This window comes from Kitasatospora sp. NPDC002543, assembly GCF_053594915.1.
In genome coordinates this window covers 1-20,083 of sequence record NZ_JBSFWR010000131.1, presented here as the reverse complement: position 1 = coordinate 20,083, position 20,083 = coordinate 1, and the positions used below count along the sequence as shown (strand labels likewise).

The following is a 20,083-nucleotide window of genomic DNA, read 5'->3' as shown; positions in this document are numbered from 1 at the left end:
GGGGGGGGGGGCGCCCGGGGGGGGGCGGCGGCCGCCCCGGCGCGCCCCTCCCGCGTCCGCGCCTCGGCCCGGGCGTAACCGGCCCCGCCCCGCGCCGTCATCCACGGTGTGTGTACCGCCCTTCCGCCCGTCCCCTCCGCCGAGGACGTCTACCTCGCCGAACACCGCCGCCGCGTGGTCCGCGAGACCGTCGCCGCCCTGCCCGGCCGCTGCCCGCAGCTGATCGCCGCACTCGCCGAGGACCCGCCGCCCACCTATCGCGAGCTCTCCGAGCGGCTGGCCATGCCGCGCGGCTCGATCGGGCCGACCCGCTCCCGCTGCCTGGCCTGCCTGCGGATGCTGCTGCACGCGGAGCGGTACCCCTGAACGGACGCGCCCGTGCGACCGGCCGGAGGCCGTTCGGCACGCGAGGTGACCCTCCTCACGTCCGCCCCCGCGAAGGTTGAGCGGAGCTGACACCCGGGTAGAGCGCTGGCGAACGCAGCTCTTGACGGTGGCGCGATCGCTCGGATACTGAGCGTGAGCGCGTCACCCTCTGCGCGCCGGGCACGACGACTGGGGAGGCCCCTCCACATGGGCATGAGCGTGATCATCTCGGCTGCGGAGGCCGAGGACGCGGAGCAGATCCTCAAGCTCCAGTACCTCGGCTACCAGCCCGAGGCCGAGCTGTACGGCGACTGGGCGATCGAGCCCCTGACGCAGAGCCTGGAGAGCCTGCGCGCCGAACTGTCCGAGCAGCACTTCCTGGTCGCCCGGCTGGGCGACGAGGTGGTCGGCACCGTCCGCGGCCGGGTCGGCGCCGACGGCGTCGCCCGGATAGGGCGCCTGGTCGTCCATCCGCGGATGCAGCGCCACGGCCTCGGTGGCCGGCTGCTCGACGCCCTGGAGCGCCGGATGGCCCAGGACGGCCAGGTGAGCGCCTACCGGCTGTTCACCGGCCACCGCAGCCTCGGCAACCTGCGCCTGTACGCTCGACAGGGGTACCGCCAGACACGGGTCGAGCAGGTCGACGGCCGGCTGAGCCTCGTCCACCTGGAGAAGCCCGCCGAGACGCCCCTCGCCGAGGCGCCGCTCGCCGCGACGGCCTGAGCCGCCACACCGCGCAGGGATTCCGGCGCCGCCACCAGCCGGACCACCGGTGGCGGCGCCGAGTCGTATCCGCGCTGGTCACAGCGGTGCGCGTCCGCATTGCGGACAGCTCTCGCAAATAATTGGGCGCAGCAGGGCCCATCTGTTTTACTGGCTTACATGACTGCGACGACGAACTGGACCCCCACCGGCACCCTGCCGGCAGGTGAGCGTGCCATGTGTCGTCGAATGTGTCACTGCTGAGGGCCATCGCCCCCGGCGCCCCGTCGAGGGCGCCTTCCCCTCGCGCCCCGAAGCGAGACTCCGGTGCCGCTCCCGCCCGTGCGAGCGCGCCCCTCCCCCCCCGGATCCTCCCCTTGCCGTGCCCGCCCACCCGCGGGCCCGGATGACTCGTTGGGGCCACGCCGTCGCGCGGCCCGGCCGTCCGACGGCCACGATCGAGGAGTACCGGGCCCGGACCCCCTTCGGCGCCGCACCGTGAGCCCCCGCCGACCGCAAGCCGGTCGGGCGGTGGAACCACGGCGCCCGCCCCCGACCCACGGAAAGCCGCTGTGATCACCACCACGGACCTGACGAAGGTCTACCGTTCCCGAGGCCGCGAGGTGACCGCCCTCGCCGGCGTCGACCTGCACGTCCGCCCGGGCGAGGTCTACGGAGTCGTCGGCACCAGCGGTGCCGGCAAGTCCACCCTCATCCGCTGCGTGAACATGCTGGAGCGCCCGACCTCCGGCACGGTCACCGTGGACGGCGTCGAACTCACCGCGCTCGCCGGGGGCGAGAACCGGGCCGGCCGGGAACTGCGCGAGGCCCGCCGCCGGATCGGCATGGTCTTCCAGCACTTCAACCTGCTCTCCTCGCGGACCGTCCAGCAGAACGTCGAGCTCCCGCTGGAGATCATCGGCCTGGACGGCGCCGAGCGCCGCCGCAAGGCCTCCGAGCTGCTCGACCTGGTCGGCCTCGGCGACAAGGCCCGCAGCTACCCCCACCAGCTGTCCGGCGGGCAGAAGCAGCGCGTCGGCATCGCCCGGGCGCTGGCCGGCGACCCCAAGGTGCTGCTCTCCGACGAGGCCACCTCGGCGCTCGACCCGGAGACCACCCGTTCGATCCTCAAACTGCTGCGCGACCTCAACCAGCAGCTGGGTCTCACCGTCCTGCTGATCACCCACGAGATGGACGTCATCAAGTCCGTCTGCGACTCCGCCGCCCTGATGCGCGGCGGCCGGGTGATCGAGTCCGGCGCGCTGACCGACCTGCTGGCCGAGCCCGGCTCGGAGCTGGCCCGCGAGCTGTTCCCGCTCAGCGAGTTCGGCACCGGCCACGCCGGCTCCACCGTGCTGGAGATCACCTTCCAGGGCGACAGCTCGGCCCAGCCGTTCGTCTCCCAGCTCGCCCGCACCTACCAGATCGACATCAACATCCTCGGCGCCGCGGTGGAGACCATCGCCGGCCGGATGGTCGGCCGGATGCGGGTCGAACTGCCCGGCGGACACCAGGACAACGTGGTGCCGATCGGCTACCTGCGCGAGCAGGGCCTGCAGGTGGACGTGATCGGTACGGCGAACGGAGCGGTGGCATGACCTGGGAGCAGATGCAGGAGCTGATCGGGCCCGCCACCCAGGAGACCTTCCAGATGGTCGGGGTGTCGGCGGCCTTCACCGTGCTGCTCGGCCTGCCGCTGGGCGTGCTGCTGGTGGTCACCGACAAGGGCGGCCTGCTGGCCAACCGGGCCGTCAACAAGGCCATCGGTTTCGTGGTCAACATCGCCCGCTCGGTGCCGTTCATCATTCTGATGATCGCGCTGATCTCCTTCACCCGCTGGCTGGTGGGCACCTCCATCGGCTGGCAGGCCGCGACCGTGCCGCTGACCATCGGCGCCGTCCCGTTCTTCGCCCGGCTGGTCGAGACCTCCGTCCGCGAGGTCGACCGGGGCCTGGTCGAGGCGGTCCAGTCGATGGGCGGCAACACCTGGACGATCGTCCGCAAGGCCCTGCTGCCCGAGGCCCTGCCCGGCATCGTGGCCTCGATCACCACCACGGTCATCACCCTGATCGGCTACTCGGCGATGGCCGGCACGGTCGGCGGCGGCGGCCTCGGCACCCTCGCCGTGAACTACGGCTACCAGCGCTTCGAGACCACCTTCATGTGGGTCATCGTGGCCGAGCTGGTGCTCATCGTCACCGCCGTCCAGCTGATCGGCGACCTCGCCGTCCGCCGCCTCTCCCGCCGCGGCGGCGGAAGCGGCCGGACCCGGCTGCTCGGCCGCGGCCCCAAGGCGACCGACAAGGACCTCGTCGCCTCCTGAGACCTCCCTCGTCCGACCCCGGACGCGGCTCCCCGTACCACGCAGAAAGGCACTTTTCGTGCGCAACGCCCTGAAGTTCACCAGCATCCTCGCCACCGCCGGCGTCGCCCTCTCGCTCGCCGCCTGCGGCAGCTCCGGGTCCTCCTCCGCGGACTCCGACCCGAACGCGCCGCTCAAGGTCGTGGCCAGCCCCACCCCGCACGGGCAGATCCTGAAGTACGTCAAGGACAACCTGGCGGAGAAGGCGGGCCTCAAGCTCGACATCAAGGAGGTCACCGACTACGTGACCCCCAACACGGCGGTGCAGGACGGTTCGGCCGACGCCAACTTCTTCCAGCACGTGCCGTACCTGGAGGACTTCAACAAGAAGCGCGGTACCGACATCGTCTCGGTCGAGCCCGTGCACCTGGAGCCGCTGGGCGCCTACTCCAAGAAGGTCAAGTCGCTCGCCGACCTGGCGGACGGCGCCACCGTCGGCCTGCCCAACGACGCCACCAACGAGGGCCGCGCGCTCAAGCTGCTCGCCGACAACAAGCTGATCACCCTCAAGGACGGCGTCACCACCGCCGCCACCCCGGCGGACGTGACCGGCAACCCGAAGAACCTCAAGTGGAAGGAGCTGGAGGCCGCCCAGCTGCCCCGCTCCGTCGCCGACCTGGACGCCGCCGTCATCAACGGCAACTACGCGATCGACGCCGGTCTGAAGCCGACCACCGACGCCCTGGTGCTGGAGAAGGCCGAGGGCAACCCGTACGCCAACATCCTGGCCGTGAAGAAGGGCAAGGAGAACGACCCGCGGGTCAAGAAGCTGGCCGAGCTGCTGCACTCCGCCGAGGTCAAGAAGTACATCGAGGACACCTTCCAGGGCGCCGTAATCCCGGCCTTCTGAGCCGCGGTCCGTTCGACGCCCCGCTCCTGACCGGGCCCCCGCCGCACCTAGGCGAGGGCCCGGTCGGGCAGTATGCGGCCGGGGCGCTCCGGCCGGCCGCGTTCTGACGTACCGTCGTGCGGGCGGCGCACCGCGTGGCATCCGGGGCACGACGGAGGCGTACGGTGTTGTGTTCACGACCCGGCGAGGAGAGACGGCATGGCAGCGAGCTTCCCCGAGACCGCCATCAGCACCGAACGGCTGCTGCTGCGGCCCCTGGCGGAGGACGACGCCCCCGGCCTGGCCACGATGATGGCCGACGACCTCGTCCTCGCCTGGACGGACCTCCCGCAGCCCTTCACCGAGGAGTACGCGGCCGAACTCGCCCGCACCCTCGCCCCCGCCCACCGGGCCGCCGGGCGCGGCATCGTCTTCGCCGTCACCGAGCACCTGACCCAGCGGCTGGTCGGCCTGGTCGAGCTGCGCAACACCGACTGGCGGCTGCGCAGCACCGAGATCTCCTACGTCACCGCCGTCTGGGCGCGCGGCGAGGGCTACGCCCCGGAGGCCGTCCTGGGCGTCGCCCAGTGGCTGTTCGAGGACCGCGGCTTCCTGCGCCTGGAGCTGCGCACCGCCGCCGGCAACACCGCCGCCCAGCAGGTCGCGCAGAAGGTCGGCGGCATCAGCGAGGGCGTGCTGCGCAGCGCCTGGATAGTGCGGGGGGAGTCCGGCGAGGCGGTGGGGGCGCTTCCCGGCGGCCGGGCCGGGGGAGAGAGCCGCAGCGACCTCATCCTGTGGAGCCTGCTCCCGGAGGACCTGGAGTCGCCGGAGCTGCAGCGCTCGGGCTGGCACGGCGACGACCGCTACGTGCTGCGCGACTGATCCGCGCCGAGCGCCTCCGGCGACCGCCTCCCGCCGAGCGCGGCGCCGCGGGCGCCGTGCCGGGTGGCACGCCGGGTGACACGCCGTCTGTTCACCCGGCGCGGACATGTGTGCGAGTTGTCGGTTTCCGGGGGATCGCACCCGGTAGCCTCTGCACCGGCACCGCACGACGGCGGATCGAGCGGCGCCCCGAGTCGAGGGAGAGCGGCCGCAGATGGCTGACCGGATCACGGTCATCGGGTGGGACGGCACACCGCTGACCGAGGCCGCCGGCGCGGCCCTGGCCGCGGCGACACTGGTGGCCGGCGCCCCCTACCAACTGAACGCCCTCCCGGTACCGGAGGCCGCCGAGCGGATCACCCTCGGCAACGTCCGGCAGGCCGCCCGCAGGATCGCCGAGCACCGCGGGGCCGCCGTCGTGGTCGCCGAGGGAGACCCGGGGTTCTTCGGCGTGGTGCGCACCCTGCGCCGCCCCGAGTACGGCCTCGAACTGGAGGTCCTGCCCGCCGTCTCGTCGGTGGCCGCCGCCTTCGCCCGGGCCGGCATGCCCTGGGAGGACGCCCAGGTGGTCAGCGCGCACGGCGGACGGCTGCGCCGCGCGGCCAACATCTGCCGGGCCCACCCCAAGGTCGCGGTGCTCACCGCGCCGGGTGCCGGGCCCGCCGAACTCGCCTTGATGCTGCGCGGGGTGCACCGGACCTTCGTGGTCTGCGAGGCCCTCGGCACCCCGGACGAGGACGTCACCGTCCTCACCTCCGACCGGATCGCCGACCACGTGTGGCGCGACCCCAACGTGGTGCTGGTGATCGGCGGCGGCGCCCAGGGCGCCGCGGTCGACGAGGCGGCCGGCTGGCTCGCCGGGCGCCCGGTCGGCTACCCCGGCGCGGAACGCGGCTGGGCGCTCCCCGGTGACGCCTACGCGGGCGCCGGGCGCGTGGACGGCGAACCGGGCGCGCCCGAGGCGCTCCCCGCTCATGTGCGCGCCCTGGTGCTGGCCCGTCTGGGTGCCCGTCCCGGGGACCTGGTCTGGTCGGTCGGCGCCGGCAGCGGCGCCCTCGCGGTGGAGGCGGCCCGGTTCGGCGCCGCCGTCGTCGCGGTCGAGGGCTCCCGCTCGGCCTGCGCCCGGCTGACCGTCAACGCCCGCCGCTACGGCGTCGAGGTGGAGGCGGTGTACGGCAGCGGCCCCGAGGTGCTGGGCGGGCTGCCGGAGCCGGACGCGGCGGTGGTGGAGTCCGGCGGCCTCGACGTGGTGCGCGCGGTGCTGGCCCGTCGGCCCGAGCGTTTCGTCGCGCTGCCCCGGACCCTCGCCGAGGCGGAGGACGTCCACCGGGCGATCGCCGGGGCCGGCTACCGGGCGGACGGCGCGCTGCTCCAGACCGCCCCGTTGCGGCCGGTGGGGGACGGTGACGGGCTGACGCTGGGAGCGGGCGGCCCCGGCACGCTGGTCCTCTGGGGTGAGCAGATCCTGTGAAGGCCGTGGGCGCGCCCCGGGGCGGTCCGACGGCGTCGACGGTGATCCAGGTCGCATCCGGACACCGATTCGAGAGGTGACCGCGCGGTGCCGGTAGTGTGACGTCCTGGACGGCTGCATCGGTAGACGACCCATCCGATTCAGTCGGTTTGTCACCTTTTTGACGTGGTGCAATCCGATTCTGCTCGGAGTGTGGGCAATTCGACGGGCCTCGTGCCGGACCTGGAGAATGCCGTAGGGTCCGGTGCGGTCGTGCCGGTTGCCCCGGGTTGTCGTTGTTTCAGACGATGTGCCGCCCGTACGGGCGGTGCGCCGGGCCGGGGTGCCGCAGCGCGCCGGATGGACTTGGGCCGCAGCGCCATGGCGCGGCGGCCGCGTGTGGTTAGGGGCGGGTCGGTGCTGGTTCGGCCCGCGCGGATGGGCGCTGCGATCGGTGATCGTGTCGCCGAGGGCGCGGCAGCGGCCTGGAAGGAGCTTTGACAATGACCGATGGCGGCCACGTCCCGGGCGAGGGACTGCCGGAGCACCCGCTCGGCGGACCGGAGGGCGTCGCGGGCGTTGCACCCCTCCAGGGCGTCGCGACGGACGGCGGAGTGATCCCCAACCCGGCGGCCCCGACCGGTGGTGTCCCCGGCGCGGTGCCCCCGGGCGCGGGCGTCATCCCGCCGCAGGGCCAGCACGGCTACGGCGTTCCCGGCGTCCACCAGCCCGGTCACCCCGGTGAGGGCTGGGCCGTCGACCCGGGCGCCCCGCGCCCGGCCTTCCACTTCCTCGACCAGCCCGACACGCCGGACGGCCTGGACGACGATGACGACGTGCTGCTGATGCCCGGCCCGCAGGGCTCCTGGGGCGAGCCGGCGGCGGCCGTCCCGGCCGAGCAGGTGCCGGTACAGCAGGACGGCATGCCGGTCGAGCCGTCCTGGCCCCCGGTGGACCCGCCGGTCCTCGGCGTCGAGCACGCCGTCCAGCAGCAGCCCTTCCAGCAGGCGCAGCAGCCGATGGCGCAGGCTCAGCAGCCGCGCCGGCCGCTGCACGCCGGACCGCCGATCCCGGACCCTTCGCTGATGACCGGCCAGGTGCCGGTCCGCTCGCTGGCCGACCGCGGCCCCTCGCAGGGCGGTACGCCCGCGCACGGCATCCCGGTGGTCGGCCGCCCGCCGATGGCCGAGGCCGCCGCCCCGGTGCCGGCCGCGGCGCCGCAGGCCGCCCCGGTGGCGCCGGTCGCCCAGGCTCCGGCCGCAGGGCTTCCGATCCTGGACGGGCAGCAGTTGCCGCAGGCGCAGGACTTCCAGCAGGCCCACGGCGCCCAGCAGGTGCCGCTGGCCTCGCCGCCGGCCGAGGCCGTGCCGGCCGTCGAGACGGTCGGCGCGATCGAGGTGATCGAGGTCGTCGAGACCCCGGAGGTTGTCCAGGCCGCCCCGGTCCAGCCCGCGCAGGACGTGACGGCCCCCCAGCCGGCCCAGGCCTCCCCGGCCGCCGAGCCGGCCGTGGCGGCCGTCGGTGTCGAGCCGCAGGCCGTCGTGGCCGAGCAGGCCCCGGTCGAGGCCGTCCCGGTCGAGGCAGCCCAGCCGGTGGCCGAGCCGGCCGTCGTGCCGGGCTCCGAGCCCGCCGCCGTCGAGGGTGCGGCCGCCGACGCCGCCGTGTCCGCCGAGCAGCCCGAGGCCGCGGCCCCGGCCGGTCAGCCGCGTCGGATCTCCGCCTTCCTCGCCGCGCCCACCCCGCACGGCCTGCCCAAGGTCCAGGCGGCCGGGCAGGCTCCGGTCGCCGGGGAGCAGGCCCCGCAGCAGTCCGCGCCCATAGCGGTCGCCGACGCGCCGCAGGCCGAGGCCCCCCAGACCGACGCGCCGCAGAGCGACGCGCCGCAGGCCATCGAGGTCGTCGAGGTCGTCGAGGCCGCTCACCCCGCCGAGGTCGTGGTCGGCACCGAGGCCGCCCCGGCGGCCGAGCCGGTCGCGGAGACCGCCGAGACCGCCGAGGCCAATGAGGCCACCGCGCAGGCCCAGCCGGTCGAGAGCGCGCCGGAGGCCGTCGCCGGGCCGGTCGCGGAGACCGCCGCGGGCACCGGTGAGATGCCCTCCGGCCAGGCCGTCACCGAGCCCGCCGCCGAGGTCGAGCAGCCGCAGCAGCAGGCCGAGACCCCGGCCGAGGCGCCCGCCGAGCCGACCGCCGAGCAGGCTGTCGAGGCTCCCGCGGAGGCCGACGCCGGCCTCGCCGCCGAGCAGCCCGCCGAGGCTCCGGCCGAGGCCGCACCCGAGGCACAGGCGGCGCAGCCCGCCGAAGGCGCCGAGCAGCCCGCCGCCGAGACCGTCGTGCCCGCCGCCGAGGGCGCGTCCGCCGAGGCCGCCGCCCCCGCCGAGACCGCCGTCGAGCAGTCCGCCGCCGCGGAGCCCGAGGCCGCCGTCGAGCAGCCGCAGGCCCCGGCCGGGACGGAGGCCGAGGCCGAGGCCGTCGCGGAGCCCGTCGTCGAGGCCGAGCCCGTCCAGGAGCAGGCCGCCGAGGCACCCGCCGAAGCCGCCGAGCAGCCCGAGGCCGAGCAGGCCGAGCAGTCCGGGACCGAGCAGCCCGAGGCCGCCGTCGTGGAGCCCGCCGCCGAGGCCGAGGCCCCCGCCGAGCAGCCCGCCGCCGCCGAGTCGCCGGAGCAGCCGGAGCAGCCGGAGCAGCCGGAGCAGCAGCCCGAGGAGCCCGCCGAGCCGCGCGGCCCGGCCGCCCCCGGCTACGACGAGGCCGGCCGCGAGGCCGTCCACCAGGTGATCCGCGAGCGCCGCGACGTGCGCAACGGTTTCCGCCCGGACCCGATCCCGCACGAGGTGCTGATCCGCGTCCTGGAGGCCGCCCACACCGCGCCCAGCGTCGGCTACTCGCAGCCGTGGGACTTCGTGGTGATCCGCTCGGCGAAGACCCGCAGGCGGATGCACGCCCTGGCCGAGCGCCAGCGCGAGGCGTACGCGGACTCGCTGCCCAAGGGCCGGGCCAAGCAGTTCAAGGAAATCAAGATCGAGGCCATCCTCGACACCCCGGTCAACATCGTGGTGACGGCCGACCGCACCCGCGGCGGCCGGCACACCCTGGGCCGGCACACCCAGCCGCAGATGGCCCCGTACTCGGCCGCCCTGGCCGTCGAGAACCTCTGGCTGGCCGCCCGCGCCGAGGGCCTGGGCGTCGGCTGGGTGAGCTTCTTCGACGACGAGGAGCTGGTCCGCGAGCTCGGCCTGCCCGAGCACCTGGAGGTCGTCGCCTACCTGTGCGTCGGCTTCGTCGACGAGTTCCCGGACGAGCCCGAGCTGGAGCAGCAGGGCTGGGCCAAGAAGCGGCCGCTGGCCTGGGTCGTCCACGAGGAGCAGTACGGCAACCGCGCGCTGCCCGGCGAGGAGCCGCAGAGCCTGCTCGCCGAGACCCTGCGCGGCATCCGCCCGCTGGACGCGAAGGCGCTCGGCGAGGCCTGGGACCGGCAGAAGCGGATGACCAAGCCGGCCGGCTCGCTCGGCATGCTGGAGATCATCTCGGCCCAGCTGTGCGGCCTGTCCCGCAAGTGCCCGCCGCCGATCCCGGAGCCCGCCTGCGTGGCGATCTTCGCCGGTGACCACGGCGTGCACGCCCAGGGCGTCAGCCCCTGGCCGCAGGAGGTGACCGCCCAGATGGTCGCCAACTTCCTGGCCGGGGGAGCGGTGATCAACTCCTTCGCCAAGCAGATCGGCACCGAGGTCTGCGTGGTCGACGTCGGCGTGGCCGCCGAACTGCCGGAGGCCGTCCAGCAGGGCCGCGCCACCGGTCTGCTGCCGCGCAAGGTCCGTCCCGGCACCGCCGACATGACCCAGGGCCCGGCGATGACCCGCGAGGAGGCCCTGAAGGCCATCGAGGTCGGCATCGAGACCGCCCGCGACCTGGTCGCGGCGGGCAACAAGGCGCTGGTCACCGGTGACATGGGGATCGCCAACACCACCGCCTCGGCCGCCCTGATCTCGGTGTTCACCGGCCTCGATCCGGCCGAGGTCACCGGCCGCGGCACCGGCATCGACGACGAGACCCACGCCCGCAAGGTCGAGGTCATCCGCGCCGCGCTGGCCCTGCACCAGCCCGACCCGAGCGACCCGGTCGGCGTCCTCGCCGCCGTCGGCGGCCTGGAGCACGCCGCCCTGGCCGGCTTCCTGCTGGGCGCCGCCTCGCTGCGCACCCCGGTCGTCCTGGACGGCGTCATCGCCGGCTCGGCCGCGCTGGCCGCCAAGGCCATCGCCCCCGAGGTGCTGGCCGCCTGCATCGCCGGTCACCGCTCCGCCGAGCCGGGCCACCAGGCCGCGCTGGCGAAGCTCGGTCTGCGCCCGCTGATCGACCTGGACCTGCGGCTCGGCGAGGGCACCGGTGCCCTGCTGGCCCTGCCGCTGGTGCAGAGCGCGGCCCGGGCGATGCACGATGTAGCCACCTTCGACTCCGCCGGGGTCACCGAGAAGGCCTGACGCATCCCGTCACCGCTCCGCGGTCCGGCCCGAGGGCGCGCCGGACCGCGGAGCGGCGTCGTGCCGTACCGTCCCCCCACCCTCATCCCCGATCAGGAGCACCGCCGATGACCGCGCCCACCCCGCACCCGAGCACCGAGGGCCGTACCCCCTACCCGGTGGGCCTGCTGCTGGCCGGCCGCCGCGTCGTCGTGGTCGGCGGCGGACAGGTCGCCCAGCGGCGGCTGCCCGCCCTGATCGCCTCCGGCGCCGACCTGCACCTGATATCGCCGGCCACCACCCCGGCCGTCCAGGCCATGGCCGACGCCGGCGAGCTCACCTGGCACGCCCGCCCGTACCGGGACGGTGACCTGGCCGACACCTGGTACGCCCTGGTCGCCACCGACGACCCGGCCGTCAACGCGGCGGTCAGCGCCGAGGCCGAGCGCGAGCGCGTGTTCTGCTCCCGCAGCGACGACGCCGCCGCGGCCACCGCCTGGACCCCGGCCAGCGGCCGCGACGCGGGCGCCACCGTCGCCGTCCTCACCGGCGACCCGCGTCACTCCGCCGCCCTGCGCGACGCCATCGTGGACGGTCTGAGGGACGGCTCGCTGGCCGCCCGCCAGTTCCGCTCGCACGGCGCCGGCGTGGCCCTGGTCGGCGGCGGCCCCGGCGACCCGGACCTGATCACCGTGCGCGGCCGCCGGCTGCTCGCCGACGCCGACGTGGTCGTCACCGACCGCCTCGCCCCGCGCGAGCTGCTCGCCGAACTGCCCGAGCACGTCGAGGTGATCGACGCCTCCAAGATCCCGTACGGCCGGTTCATGGCCCAGGAGGCGATCAACCGGACCCTGGTGGAGCACGCCAAGGCCGGCAAGTTCGTGGTCCGGCTCAAGGGCGGCGACCCGTACGTCTTCGGCCGCGGCGGCGAGGAGCTGCTGGCCTGCGCGGAGGCCGGGCTGCCGGTCACCGTGGTGCCCGGGATCTCCAGCTCGATCAGCGTCCCCGCCGCGGCCGGCGTCCCGGTCACCCACCGCGGGCTGACCCACGAGTTCACCGTGATCTCCGGCCACGTCGGCCCGGACGACGAGCGCTCGCTCACCAACTGGGAGGCCGCCGCGCGGATGAGCGGCACCCTGGTGCTGCTGATGGCGGTGGACAAGATCGGCGCGATCGCCGCCCGGCTGGTCGAGTACGGCCGGTCGGCGGACACCCCGGTCGCGATCGTCCAGGAGGGCACCACCGCCGCCCAGCGCCGGGTGGACGCCACCCTCGGCACCGTCGCCGCGGTGGTCGAGGCCGAGGGCGTCAAGCCCCCGGCGGTCATCGTCGTCGGCGACGTCGTCAACGTGCTCGCCGAGGCCTTCCGGCCGTAGGCCCCGGACCGCCCGGAGTGGGAAGTCGGCCCGGCCGACTTCCTACTCCAGCGGCTGCTCCGTCCAGATGACCTTCCCGGTCGCGGTGTAGCGCGTCCCCCAGCGGTCCGCGAACTGCGCGACCAGGAACAGCCCGCGCCCGCCCTCGTCCTCCGTCGCCGCGTACCGCAGGTGCGGCGAGGTGCTGCTGCCGTCCGACACCTCGCAGATCAGCGAGCGGTCCCGCAGCAGCCGCACCCGGATCGGCCCGGAGCCGTACCGGATCGCGTTGGTCACCAGCTCGCTCAGGATCAGCTCGGTGACGAACGCGGCGTCCTCCAGCCCCCAGGCCGTCAGCCGCTCTGCCACCGCGGCCCGCACCTCGCCCACCGCCGCCGGGTCCGAGGGCACCTCCCACTGCGCCACCCGGTCCGGCGCCAGCACCCTGGTCCGCGCCACCAGCAGCGCGATGTCGTCCTGCGGGTGCTGCGGCAGCATCGCCCCGAGCACGTCCGCACAGGTCTGTTCGGGCGTGCGCGGCGGCCCGGTCAGCGCCGCCCGCAGCAGCGCCAGCCCCTCGTCGATGTCCCGCTGCCGGTCCTCCACCAGCCCGTCCGTGTACAGCACCAGCCGGCTGCCCTCGGCCAGCTCCAGCTCGACGGTCTCGAACGGCAGCACCGCCAGCCCCAGCGGCGGCCCGGTCGGCAACTCCGGGAACACCACCCGGCCCTGCGGGTCCACCACGGCCGGTGGCGGGTGCCCGGCGCTGGCCAGCGTGCAGCGGCGCGACACCGGGTCGTAGATCGCGTACAGGCAGGTCGCCCCGGCCAGCTCCGCGCGCTCACCGCCCGCCGCCTCGTCCTGGTCGATCCGGTTCACCAGCTCGTCCAGGTGCCCCAGCAGCTCGTCCGGCGGCAGGTCCAGGGTCGAGAAGTTGTGGATCGCCGTGCGCAGCCGGCCCATCGTCGCCGCCGCGTGCAGCCCGTGCCCCACCACGTCCCCGACCACCAGCGCCACCCGCGCGCCCGGCAGCGGGATCACGTCGAACCAGTCCCCGCCCACCCCGGCCTGCGCCGGCAGGTAGCGGTGCGCCACGTCCAGCGCGGTCTGCTCCGGCAGGTTGCGCGGCAGCAGGCTGTGCTGGAGCGTCACCGCCATGGTGTGCTCCCGGGTGTAGCGGCGGGCGTTGTCGATGCACACCGCCGCGTGCGCCACCAGCTCCTCGGCCAGCGCCAGGTCCTCCGCCTCGAAAGGCTCCGCCCGCTGCGCCCGCCAGAACCGGGCCACCCCCAGCAGCACCCCGCGCGCCCGCAGCGGCACCCGCACCAGCGAGTGCACCCCGTACGCCAGTACCTGCGCCGACCGCTCCGGGTCCTGCTCCCGCCACCCGCCGGCCGCCGTCAGGTGCGGCTCGACGGCCGGCTCGCCGCTGTGCAGCGTCCCGGCCAGCGGGGTCGCGGGCACCACCTCCAGCACCGTGCCGACCGGGTAGAACGGCGCGTCGTCCCGGACGCCCGCCACCGCGGTGCGCCGCATCCGCCCCAGCGAGGGGCCCGGTGGCGGCTCCTCGCCGGTCAGCACCTGGTCCGCCAGGTCCACCGTGACGAAGTCCGCGAACCGCGGCACCGCGACCTGCGCCAGCTCCTCCGCCGTCCGGGTCACGTCCAGCGTGCTGCCCACCGTCACCCCGGCGTCGTACAGCAGCCGCAGCCGCCGCTGCGCGCCCTCGGCCCGGCCGGACAGCGCCGCCAGCTCGGTGGAGTCGCGCAGCGTGGCGACGCGGCCCGGCGGGCCGCCCGGCTGGTCGATCAACCGGACGTTCACCGCCAGCAGCCGCTCCCCGGACAGCACCACCTCGTCGGTCACCGGGTGCTCGGCGGTCAGCAGCTCCAGCGGCGCCCGTTCCAGGCCCAGCCCGGTCACCGGGCGGCCCTCGGCGTCCGGCGGCAGGCCCAGCAGCCGGCGCGCCTCGTCGTTGCAGAGCAGCAGCAGGCCGTCCCCGCCGACGATCATCACGCCCTCGCGCACCGCGTGCAGCACCGCCGCGTGGTGCTCGTACATCCTGGTCATCTCGACCGGGCCCAGGCCGTGCGTCTGGCGCCGCAGCCGCCTGCTGATCAGCGCTGTCCCGAGCGTGGCCAGCCCGACCGCGGCCGCCGCCGCGCCCAGCACCACCGGGAGTTGGCGCTCGCTGGCGCTGCTGACGTTCTTCAGCGTGACGCCCGCCGAGACCAGCCCGGCCACCGAGCCGTCCGGCGCGTACACCGGGACGACCGCCTGCACCAGCGGGCCCAGCGTGCCCGAGACCTCCTGCGTCACCACCTGCCCGTGCAGCGCGGGTTCGTAGGTGCCGACGAACTTCTGGCCGATCCGCGCCGGGTCCGGGTGGGTGTAGCGGATGCCCTGGTTGTTCAGCACCACGATGAAGTCCACGCCGGCGGCGACCCGCGCCGACTGCGCCCTCGGCTGCAGGACGGTCGTCGGGTCGGGGGAGCGCAGCGCGTCGACGATGCCCGGCGAGGCGGCGAAGGTCTGTGCCACCGCCACCGACCGGTTGCGCGCCTCGTGCTCGGCGTCGTTGCGCGACTGCACCACCAGCGCCACCGCGGCCGCCGCCACCAGCAGCAGGACGACCAGGATCTGGAGCGCGAACACCTGCCCCGCCACCGACCTGCGCCACACCGGCCACCGCGGCTTCGCGCGCGGCAGCTGTGGCCGACCGTGTGGGCGCCCACCGGGGGAGCCGGCGGAGCCAGTGGCACCAGAGGCCGACGGAGCCCAGGATCGGCCCGGATTTCGGGCCATACGGTCATATTTGCACTACGGCCTGCCGGGGACCACCCCGCTCCCTCGGCCGTTTGGCCTTCCCCGCCCGGGCTTGGCAAGATCGCAGGGTGTCCGAACCCCGCACCATCACCGACCCGGCCGACCCCCGCCTCGCCGACTACACCGGCCTCACCGACGTCGAGCTGCGCCGCCGCCGCGAACCCGCCGAGGGCCTCTTCATCGCCGAGGGGGAGAAGGTCATCCGCCGCGCCCTCGCCGCCGGCTACCGGATGCGGTCGATGCTGCTCACCCCCAAGTGGCTGGAGGTGATGGGCGACGTCATCGCCGAGGCCGACGCCCCCGTCCACGTGGTCGAGCCCGCGCTCGCCGAAGCCGTCACCGGCTACCACGTGCACCGCGGCGCCCTCGCCTCGATGGAGCGCAAGCCCCTCCCCGACGCCACCGAGGTGCTCGCCGGCGCCCGCCGGGTCGCCGTGCTGGAGGGCCTGGTCGACCACACCAACCTCGGCGCCATCTTCCGCAGCGCCGCCGCCCTCGGCATGGACGCCGTCCTGCTCTCGCCCGACTGCGCCGACCCGCTCTACCGGCGTGCCGTCAAGGTCTCCATGGGCGCGGTCTTCGCCGTCCCGTACGCCCGCCTGGACCCGTGGCCCGCCGCCCTCGACACCGTCCGCGAAGCCGGCTTCACCCTGCTGGCCCTCACCCCCGCCGACAGCGCCGTCGACCTCCACACCCTCGCCCCGCACGGCCTTCCCAAGGCCGCCCTCATGCTCGGCGCCGAGGGCGACGGCCTCACCCCCCGCGCCATCGCCGCCGCCCACCACCCCGTCCGCATCCCCATGGCCCACGGCATCGACTCCCTCAACGTCGGCGCCGCCGCAGCCGTCGCCTTCTACGCCGTCACCACCCCCTGACCCACCCCCAGGGACCACCCCCCGTGCACCAGAAGTCGGCCGAGTCGACTTCTGGTGCACGCCCGCTCCACCGAGGCCACCCGCCGCCGCGCAGCACGGCACTCGCCCACCAGAAGTCGGCGGGCCCGACTTCTGGCGCTGCGGCCCCCGCATTCCTCCTCCTTCTCCTTGCGTGGGCTGCCACGTCATCGGAAGTCGGCTGGGCCGACTTCTCGTGCGCACCTGGTTCCACCGAGGCCGCCCGCCCTCCCATCGCGCGGCGCCCTGGCGGACAGCCGTGCGTCAGAAGTCGGCGGGTCCGACTTCTGATGTACGCCCGCTCCACCGAGGCCATCCGTCGGCCCGCAGCACGGCATCGGGGGCGGCCACGCTTCAGAAGCCGGCCGGGGCGACTTCTCGCGCGTGCTGGCTCCCTCATGCCCATCCGCCGCCACACAGCGCGGTGCCCTGCCGCGCAGCTGCTTCGCCGGCACCACCTGCCGCCCGCAGGTCCGCAGCGCGGCCACAGCGAGAAGTCGGCCGGCCAGGTCCTTCTCGCGCTCTCCGGCCGGCACTACCGCAGCACGGGAAGTCGACCGAGCCGACCTTGGGTGGTACCCGCCGCCCGGCGGCAGCTGGCGTTCGGCGCGGCTTTGGGCACCAAGAAGTCGGCCGAGTCGACTTCTCACGTCACCGCGCCGCCACGATGCAACCGAGACGACCACCCTCACCGCCGGCCAACACCCCCAGCGAGGCGTCAGAAGTCGGCCCGCGCAGCAGTTCAGCCGTCTCCTCGCCGGTGGAGCCGGCCCCGCACCATGGGAAGTCGGCGGGCCCGACTTCTGGCGCCCGCTCCGCTGAGACCATCCGTCGGCCCGCGGCATGGCCTCGGGAGGCCACGATTCAGAAGTCATCCGCCGTCTCACAGCGCGGCGCCCTCGGGGACGGCCTGCGCGAGAAGTCGGCGGGTCCGACTTCTCGCGCGCACCGGTGCTGCCGCGGGCATCCGCCGCCTCATGGCGCGGTGGCCTCGCGGGCAGCCCTGCGCGGGGAGCCGGCCGGGCCGGCTTCCGGGGGTCAGCCGGTGGGCGAGGTGGGTGGGGCGGGGGCGGCGGCGGGGGGCGGGGTGGTGGCGCCGGGCCAGGACTCGTCGAGGGTGCCGTCGGTGCGGACGGTGTAGCGGGTGGAGCTGACGGCGCCGGTGGCGGCCGCGCGCTCCTCGCGGACGACCGTGCTGCCGTCCAGCCGCCAGGTGGCCGTGGCCTGGGGGTCCGCCGCCGAAGTGCGTGAGGCAGTGGCGACCGGGGTGTCCCCGGTGAAGGTGTAGAGCTGGACGAGGTCGACCGGGGCGGAGCCCTCCGCCCGCCGCAGGACGACCACCGAGGCGGGCAGGCCCTTGTACCGGGCCGGCAGCACCGCGCTCAGCGCGACCTGGGGGCCGGCCCCGACGGAGTGCCCGTTCTGCAGGGCGATGGCCGGCCCGCCGGCCCCGTCGGGGTAGCTGCGGTTGGGCCAGTCCACGGTGGGCACGGGCGCTTGGGGGGCCGTCAGCCCGCTGTCCGTCCCGGTACGTGCGGCTGCCGGGAGCGGCGCGGTCGAGGTCTGCGGTGCGACGTCCGCGGAGGTTCCCGGGGCGGCCTGTTCGCCGCCGGAGCCCGCGTTCGCGACCACGCCGGTCGGCGGCCGGACGCTCTGGTTGTCCCGGTTCTCGCACCCCTGTGCCGCCGCGATGGCGAGGGCCACCCCGATGGTCACCGTGACGAAGACCACCAGCCGCTGCCGGAGCAGCCGCTGCCGCGCGGTGCCGGGCCGCGCCCCGGGGGCGGGGGTGTGCTGGCGGTCCCTGGGCCGTGGTGCCCGGTCGCGCGGGGCGGGGCGGGGCGGGGGCGGGGTCTGCGGACGGTCCGGGCGTTCCCGCAGCGGCCGGGTCACCGGCGTCGGCTCGGGCCGGGGGAGGGGCGCGGCCGGGCCCTGCGGGCGCCGTCCCGCGGCCCCGGCCGCCTGCGCGCCGGGTCGGCCCGCGGCCTGCGCGCCGAATCGGCCGACGGCCGCCGCCCGGGGCCGTGCCGCGGCGGGCTGCTCGGGCGGGCGCCCGGGGGCGGGTACGCCCTGACGGCCGTTCTCCTGCGGGCCCGGGCCCGGGCCCGGTGCCGGTGCCGGTGCGGTGGCGCCCCGTCCGGGGCGTGCCGCGCGCCCGCCTCCGCCGGCGGCGCCCGCCGCCGTTCCGCGCGCCGCCAGTTCGCTGAGCCGTTCGTGGAGTGCGGCGGCTCCGGGCCGTTCGGCGGGTTCCTTGGCCAGGCAGGCCCGGATCAGCGGCGCCAGTTGCGGCGGTACGGCGGAGAGGTCGGGTTCCTCGTGGACGACCCGGTAGAGCATCACTTCGGAGGACGCCCCGGATCCGAACGGGGTGTCCCCCGTGAGCGCGTACGCGAGCGTGGCCCCGAAGGCGAAGACGTCGGTGGCGGGCGTGACGGCGACCCCGCGTACCTGCTCGGGCGCGAGGAAGCCGGGGGAGCCGACCGCGGTGCCGACGTGGGTGAGTGTGCTGGCGCCGCGCGACCACGCGATGCCGAAGTCGATGATCCGCGGGCCCCGGGGCGAGAGCAGGATGTTGGACGGCTTGAGGTCCCGGTGGACCACTCCCGCCTCGTGCACCTTGACGAGCCCGTCGGCCAGTGCGGCCCCGATCCGGGCCGCCTCCGGCCAGTTCAGCGGCCCCTCGTCGCCGACCCGCTTGTAGAGCGAGGGTCCGGGGACGTACGCGGTGGCCAGCCAGGGCCGTTCGGTCTCGATGTCGGAGCCGACCACGCGGGCGGTGCAGCCGCCCCGGATCCGGGAGGCGGCGGCGATCTCGCGGGCGAAGCGGGTGCGGAACTCCTGGTCCTCGGCGAGTTCGGCGCGGATCAGTTTGAGGGCGACGCGCTGTCCGCGGCGGTCGGATCCGAGGTAGACCACGCCCATGCCGCCGGCGCCCAGTCGCCGGTGCAGGCGGTACGGCCCGACGATGCGGGGGTCCTCACGCCTCAGCCGCATCATCGCCATGTTTCGTTCCCCGTCAGCCGGTGGGTGAGGCCCCGTCGGTTGGGCCATCGTCAGTTCCTGTCTGGCACAGCTTACGGACTGCCCGCTGCGGTGTGCTGATACGCAACACCTGAAGCGGCCGTGCGATTGTCCGATCTTGCGCTGACCTGCAGGTCACGGGGGCGTCGGCGGGCGTCTCGGGGTTGCCCCTCAGGGTTCCCTCGGGGGTCGGATGAGCCTTCCGTCCCCCTGCGGTAGTAGGACCTGAGTCGGATCGTCATCCTCCCGGACGTCCGAGGAACAGTACGACGGCATGACGCCCGGAGGCCCCCGCGGCCAATAGCGTTGTGTCCAGCGGTGGACGGGGAGCTCGTCCCCCGAGGTAAGCCGTTCACCGCGCCAACTCGACCGGATCAGGAGCAGGGACATGCCACCGCAGCTCACGGGAACCCCCCGCCGCCGTCGGCCGGCCTTCATCCAGTCCCGGTCCGCCGAGCAGCCCACGCGGCACCCCGCCGTGGCGCTGGCCATGGCCCTGCCGTGCGCCGTGCTCCTGGTGCTGCTCTTCGGCGGATGGGAGCAGATGGCGAACCAGGCCCAGGCCGTCGCCGATCTGATCACCCGCTGAGCAGAAGGAACAAGGACACCGGCCCCGCGAGGCCGGTCGAAGACTGGCACCGATCCCCTGGGGACGGGGAACGGTGCCGCCGGGGAGGCCGCGGCCGCGATGACACGCGGACGGGCGTGAGCGGTGCGCAGAGCGCCCCGGCAGGCGGAGATGCCGCGTACGGACGTCGGTGAGGGCGTCCGTACGCGGCTCTTCCCTTTCCATCACCCCTTGGCCCGCGACGTCCTGGTCCGGGGGCCTGCGCGGGACGACAAAAGGGCCGGGGCCGCGATCCTCATGGATCGCGGCCCCGGCCGTTACTGTGCGCGATACTGGGATTGAACCAGTGACCCCTACCGTGTCAAGGTAGTGCTCTCC

General features: G+C 75.1%; 12 protein-coding genes and 1 pseudogene. 11 read left to right on the top strand and 2 right to left on the bottom strand.

Annotated elements, in window-relative coordinates:
- Positions 1–108 precede the first annotated feature (108 nt).
- The 9 genes from ACWD4P_RS34285 to cobA all read left to right on the top strand — a co-directional run bounded on the left by ACWD4P_RS34285 (position 109) and on the right by cobA (position 12,418).
- On the top strand, positions 109–366 hold the full coding sequence (locus ACWD4P_RS34285) for a hypothetical protein (protein WP_449782314.1): 258 nt from the start codon (positions 109–111) through the stop codon (positions 364–366).
- A gap of 207 nt (positions 367–573) precedes the next feature.
- On the top strand, positions 574–1,089 hold the full coding sequence (locus ACWD4P_RS34280; RefSeq protein WP_449782313.1) for a GNAT family N-acetyltransferase: 516 nt from the start codon (positions 574–576) through the stop codon (positions 1,087–1,089).
- 551 nt (positions 1,090–1,640) lie between these two features.
- Positions 1,641–2,666 carry a methionine ABC transporter ATP-binding protein gene (locus ACWD4P_RS34275; protein WP_359829747.1) on the top strand — a complete coding sequence of 342 codons (1,026 nt, stop codon included), beginning with the start codon at positions 1,641–1,643 and terminating at the stop codon, positions 2,664–2,666.
- A complete protein-coding gene (locus ACWD4P_RS34270; protein ID WP_449782312.1) occupies positions 2,663–3,391 on the top strand; it encodes a methionine ABC transporter permease in 729 nt (242 codons plus the stop codon). The genes ACWD4P_RS34275 and ACWD4P_RS34270 overlap by 4 nt, the downstream gene beginning before the upstream one ends.
- A gap of 58 nt (positions 3,392–3,449) precedes the next feature.
- Positions 3,450–4,280, top strand: coding sequence for a MetQ/NlpA family ABC transporter substrate-binding protein (locus ACWD4P_RS34265; protein WP_359829749.1), 831 nt, complete (start codon positions 3,450–3,452; stop codon positions 4,278–4,280).
- A gap of 198 nt (positions 4,281–4,478) precedes the next feature.
- Positions 4,479–5,141 (top strand): GNAT family N-acetyltransferase, encoded by a 663-nt coding sequence (locus ACWD4P_RS34260; protein ID WP_359829750.1) that lies wholly within the window; start codon positions 4,479–4,481, stop codon positions 5,139–5,141.
- Between the two features lie 214 nt (positions 5,142–5,355).
- On the top strand, positions 5,356–6,612 hold the full coding sequence (gene cbiE, locus ACWD4P_RS34255; protein WP_449782311.1) for a precorrin-6y C5,15-methyltransferase (decarboxylating) subunit CbiE: 1,257 nt from the start codon (positions 5,356–5,358) through the stop codon (positions 6,610–6,612).
- Between the two features lie 482 nt (positions 6,613–7,094).
- On the top strand, positions 7,095–11,063 hold the full coding sequence (gene cobT, locus ACWD4P_RS34250) for a nicotinate-nucleotide--dimethylbenzimidazole phosphoribosyltransferase (RefSeq protein WP_449782310.1): 3,969 nt from the start codon (positions 7,095–7,097) through the stop codon (positions 11,061–11,063).
- A 107-nt stretch (positions 11,064–11,170) separates the two neighbouring features.
- Positions 11,171–12,418 carry a uroporphyrinogen-III C-methyltransferase gene (gene cobA / locus ACWD4P_RS34245; protein WP_449782309.1) on the top strand — a complete coding sequence of 416 codons (1,248 nt, stop codon included), beginning with the start codon at positions 11,171–11,173 and terminating at the stop codon, positions 12,416–12,418.
- A gap of 42 nt (positions 12,419–12,460) precedes the next feature.
- Here cobA and ACWD4P_RS34240 read toward each other — a convergent pair whose 3' ends face one another.
- Positions 12,461–15,202 (bottom strand): SpoIIE family protein phosphatase, encoded by a 2,742-nt coding sequence (locus ACWD4P_RS34240; protein ID WP_449782308.1) that lies wholly within the window; start codon positions 15,200–15,202, stop codon positions 12,461–12,463.
- Positions 15,203–15,291: 89 nt separating this feature from the next.
- On the opposite strand from ACWD4P_RS34240, the gene ACWD4P_RS34235 reads away from it, so the two are divergent.
- Positions 15,292–16,098 (top strand): TrmH family RNA methyltransferase, encoded by an 807-nt coding sequence (locus ACWD4P_RS34235; protein ID WP_449782307.1) that lies wholly within the window; start codon positions 15,292–15,294, stop codon positions 16,096–16,098.
- Positions 16,099–17,784: 1,686 nt separating this feature from the next.
- Here ACWD4P_RS34235 and ACWD4P_RS34230 read toward each other — a convergent pair.
- Positions 17,785–19,119: pseudogene (locus ACWD4P_RS34230) on the bottom strand (serine/threonine-protein kinase); the annotation flags it as partial.
- Between the two features lie 406 nt (positions 19,120–19,525).
- Here ACWD4P_RS34230 and ACWD4P_RS34225 point away from each other — a divergent pair.
- Positions 19,526–19,726 (top strand): hypothetical protein, encoded by a 201-nt coding sequence (locus ACWD4P_RS34225; protein ID WP_359830432.1) that lies wholly within the window; start codon positions 19,526–19,528, stop codon positions 19,724–19,726.
- Positions 19,727–20,083 lie beyond the last annotated feature (357 nt).

What these genes read in the sequence shown, in the direction of transcription:
- ACWD4P_RS34225 (WP_359830432.1), top strand. Translation starts at nt 19,526, where the DNA reads ATGCCACCGCAGCTCACGGGAACCCCCCGCCGCCGTCGGCCGGCCTTC.
- ACWD4P_RS34260 (WP_359829750.1), top strand. Translation starts at nt 4,479, where the DNA reads ATGGCAGCGAGCTTCCCCGAGACCGCCATCAGCACCGAACGGCTGCTG.
- ACWD4P_RS34240 (WP_449782308.1), bottom strand. Translation starts at nt 15,202, where the DNA reads ATGGCCCGAAATCCGGGCCGATCCTGGGCTCCGTCGGCCTCTGGTGCC.
- cbiE (WP_449782311.1), top strand. Translation starts at nt 5,356, where the DNA reads ATGGCTGACCGGATCACGGTCATCGGGTGGGACGGCACACCGCTGACC.
- ACWD4P_RS34280 (WP_449782313.1), top strand. Translation starts at nt 574, where the DNA reads ATGGGCATGAGCGTGATCATCTCGGCTGCGGAGGCCGAGGACGCGGAG.
- ACWD4P_RS34270 (WP_449782312.1), top strand. Translation starts at nt 2,663, where the DNA reads ATGACCTGGGAGCAGATGCAGGAGCTGATCGGGCCCGCCACCCAGGAG.
- cobT (WP_449782310.1), top strand. Translation starts at nt 7,095, where the DNA reads ATGACCGATGGCGGCCACGTCCCGGGCGAGGGACTGCCGGAGCACCCG.
- cobA (WP_449782309.1), top strand. Translation starts at nt 11,171, where the DNA reads ATGACCGCGCCCACCCCGCACCCGAGCACCGAGGGCCGTACCCCCTAC.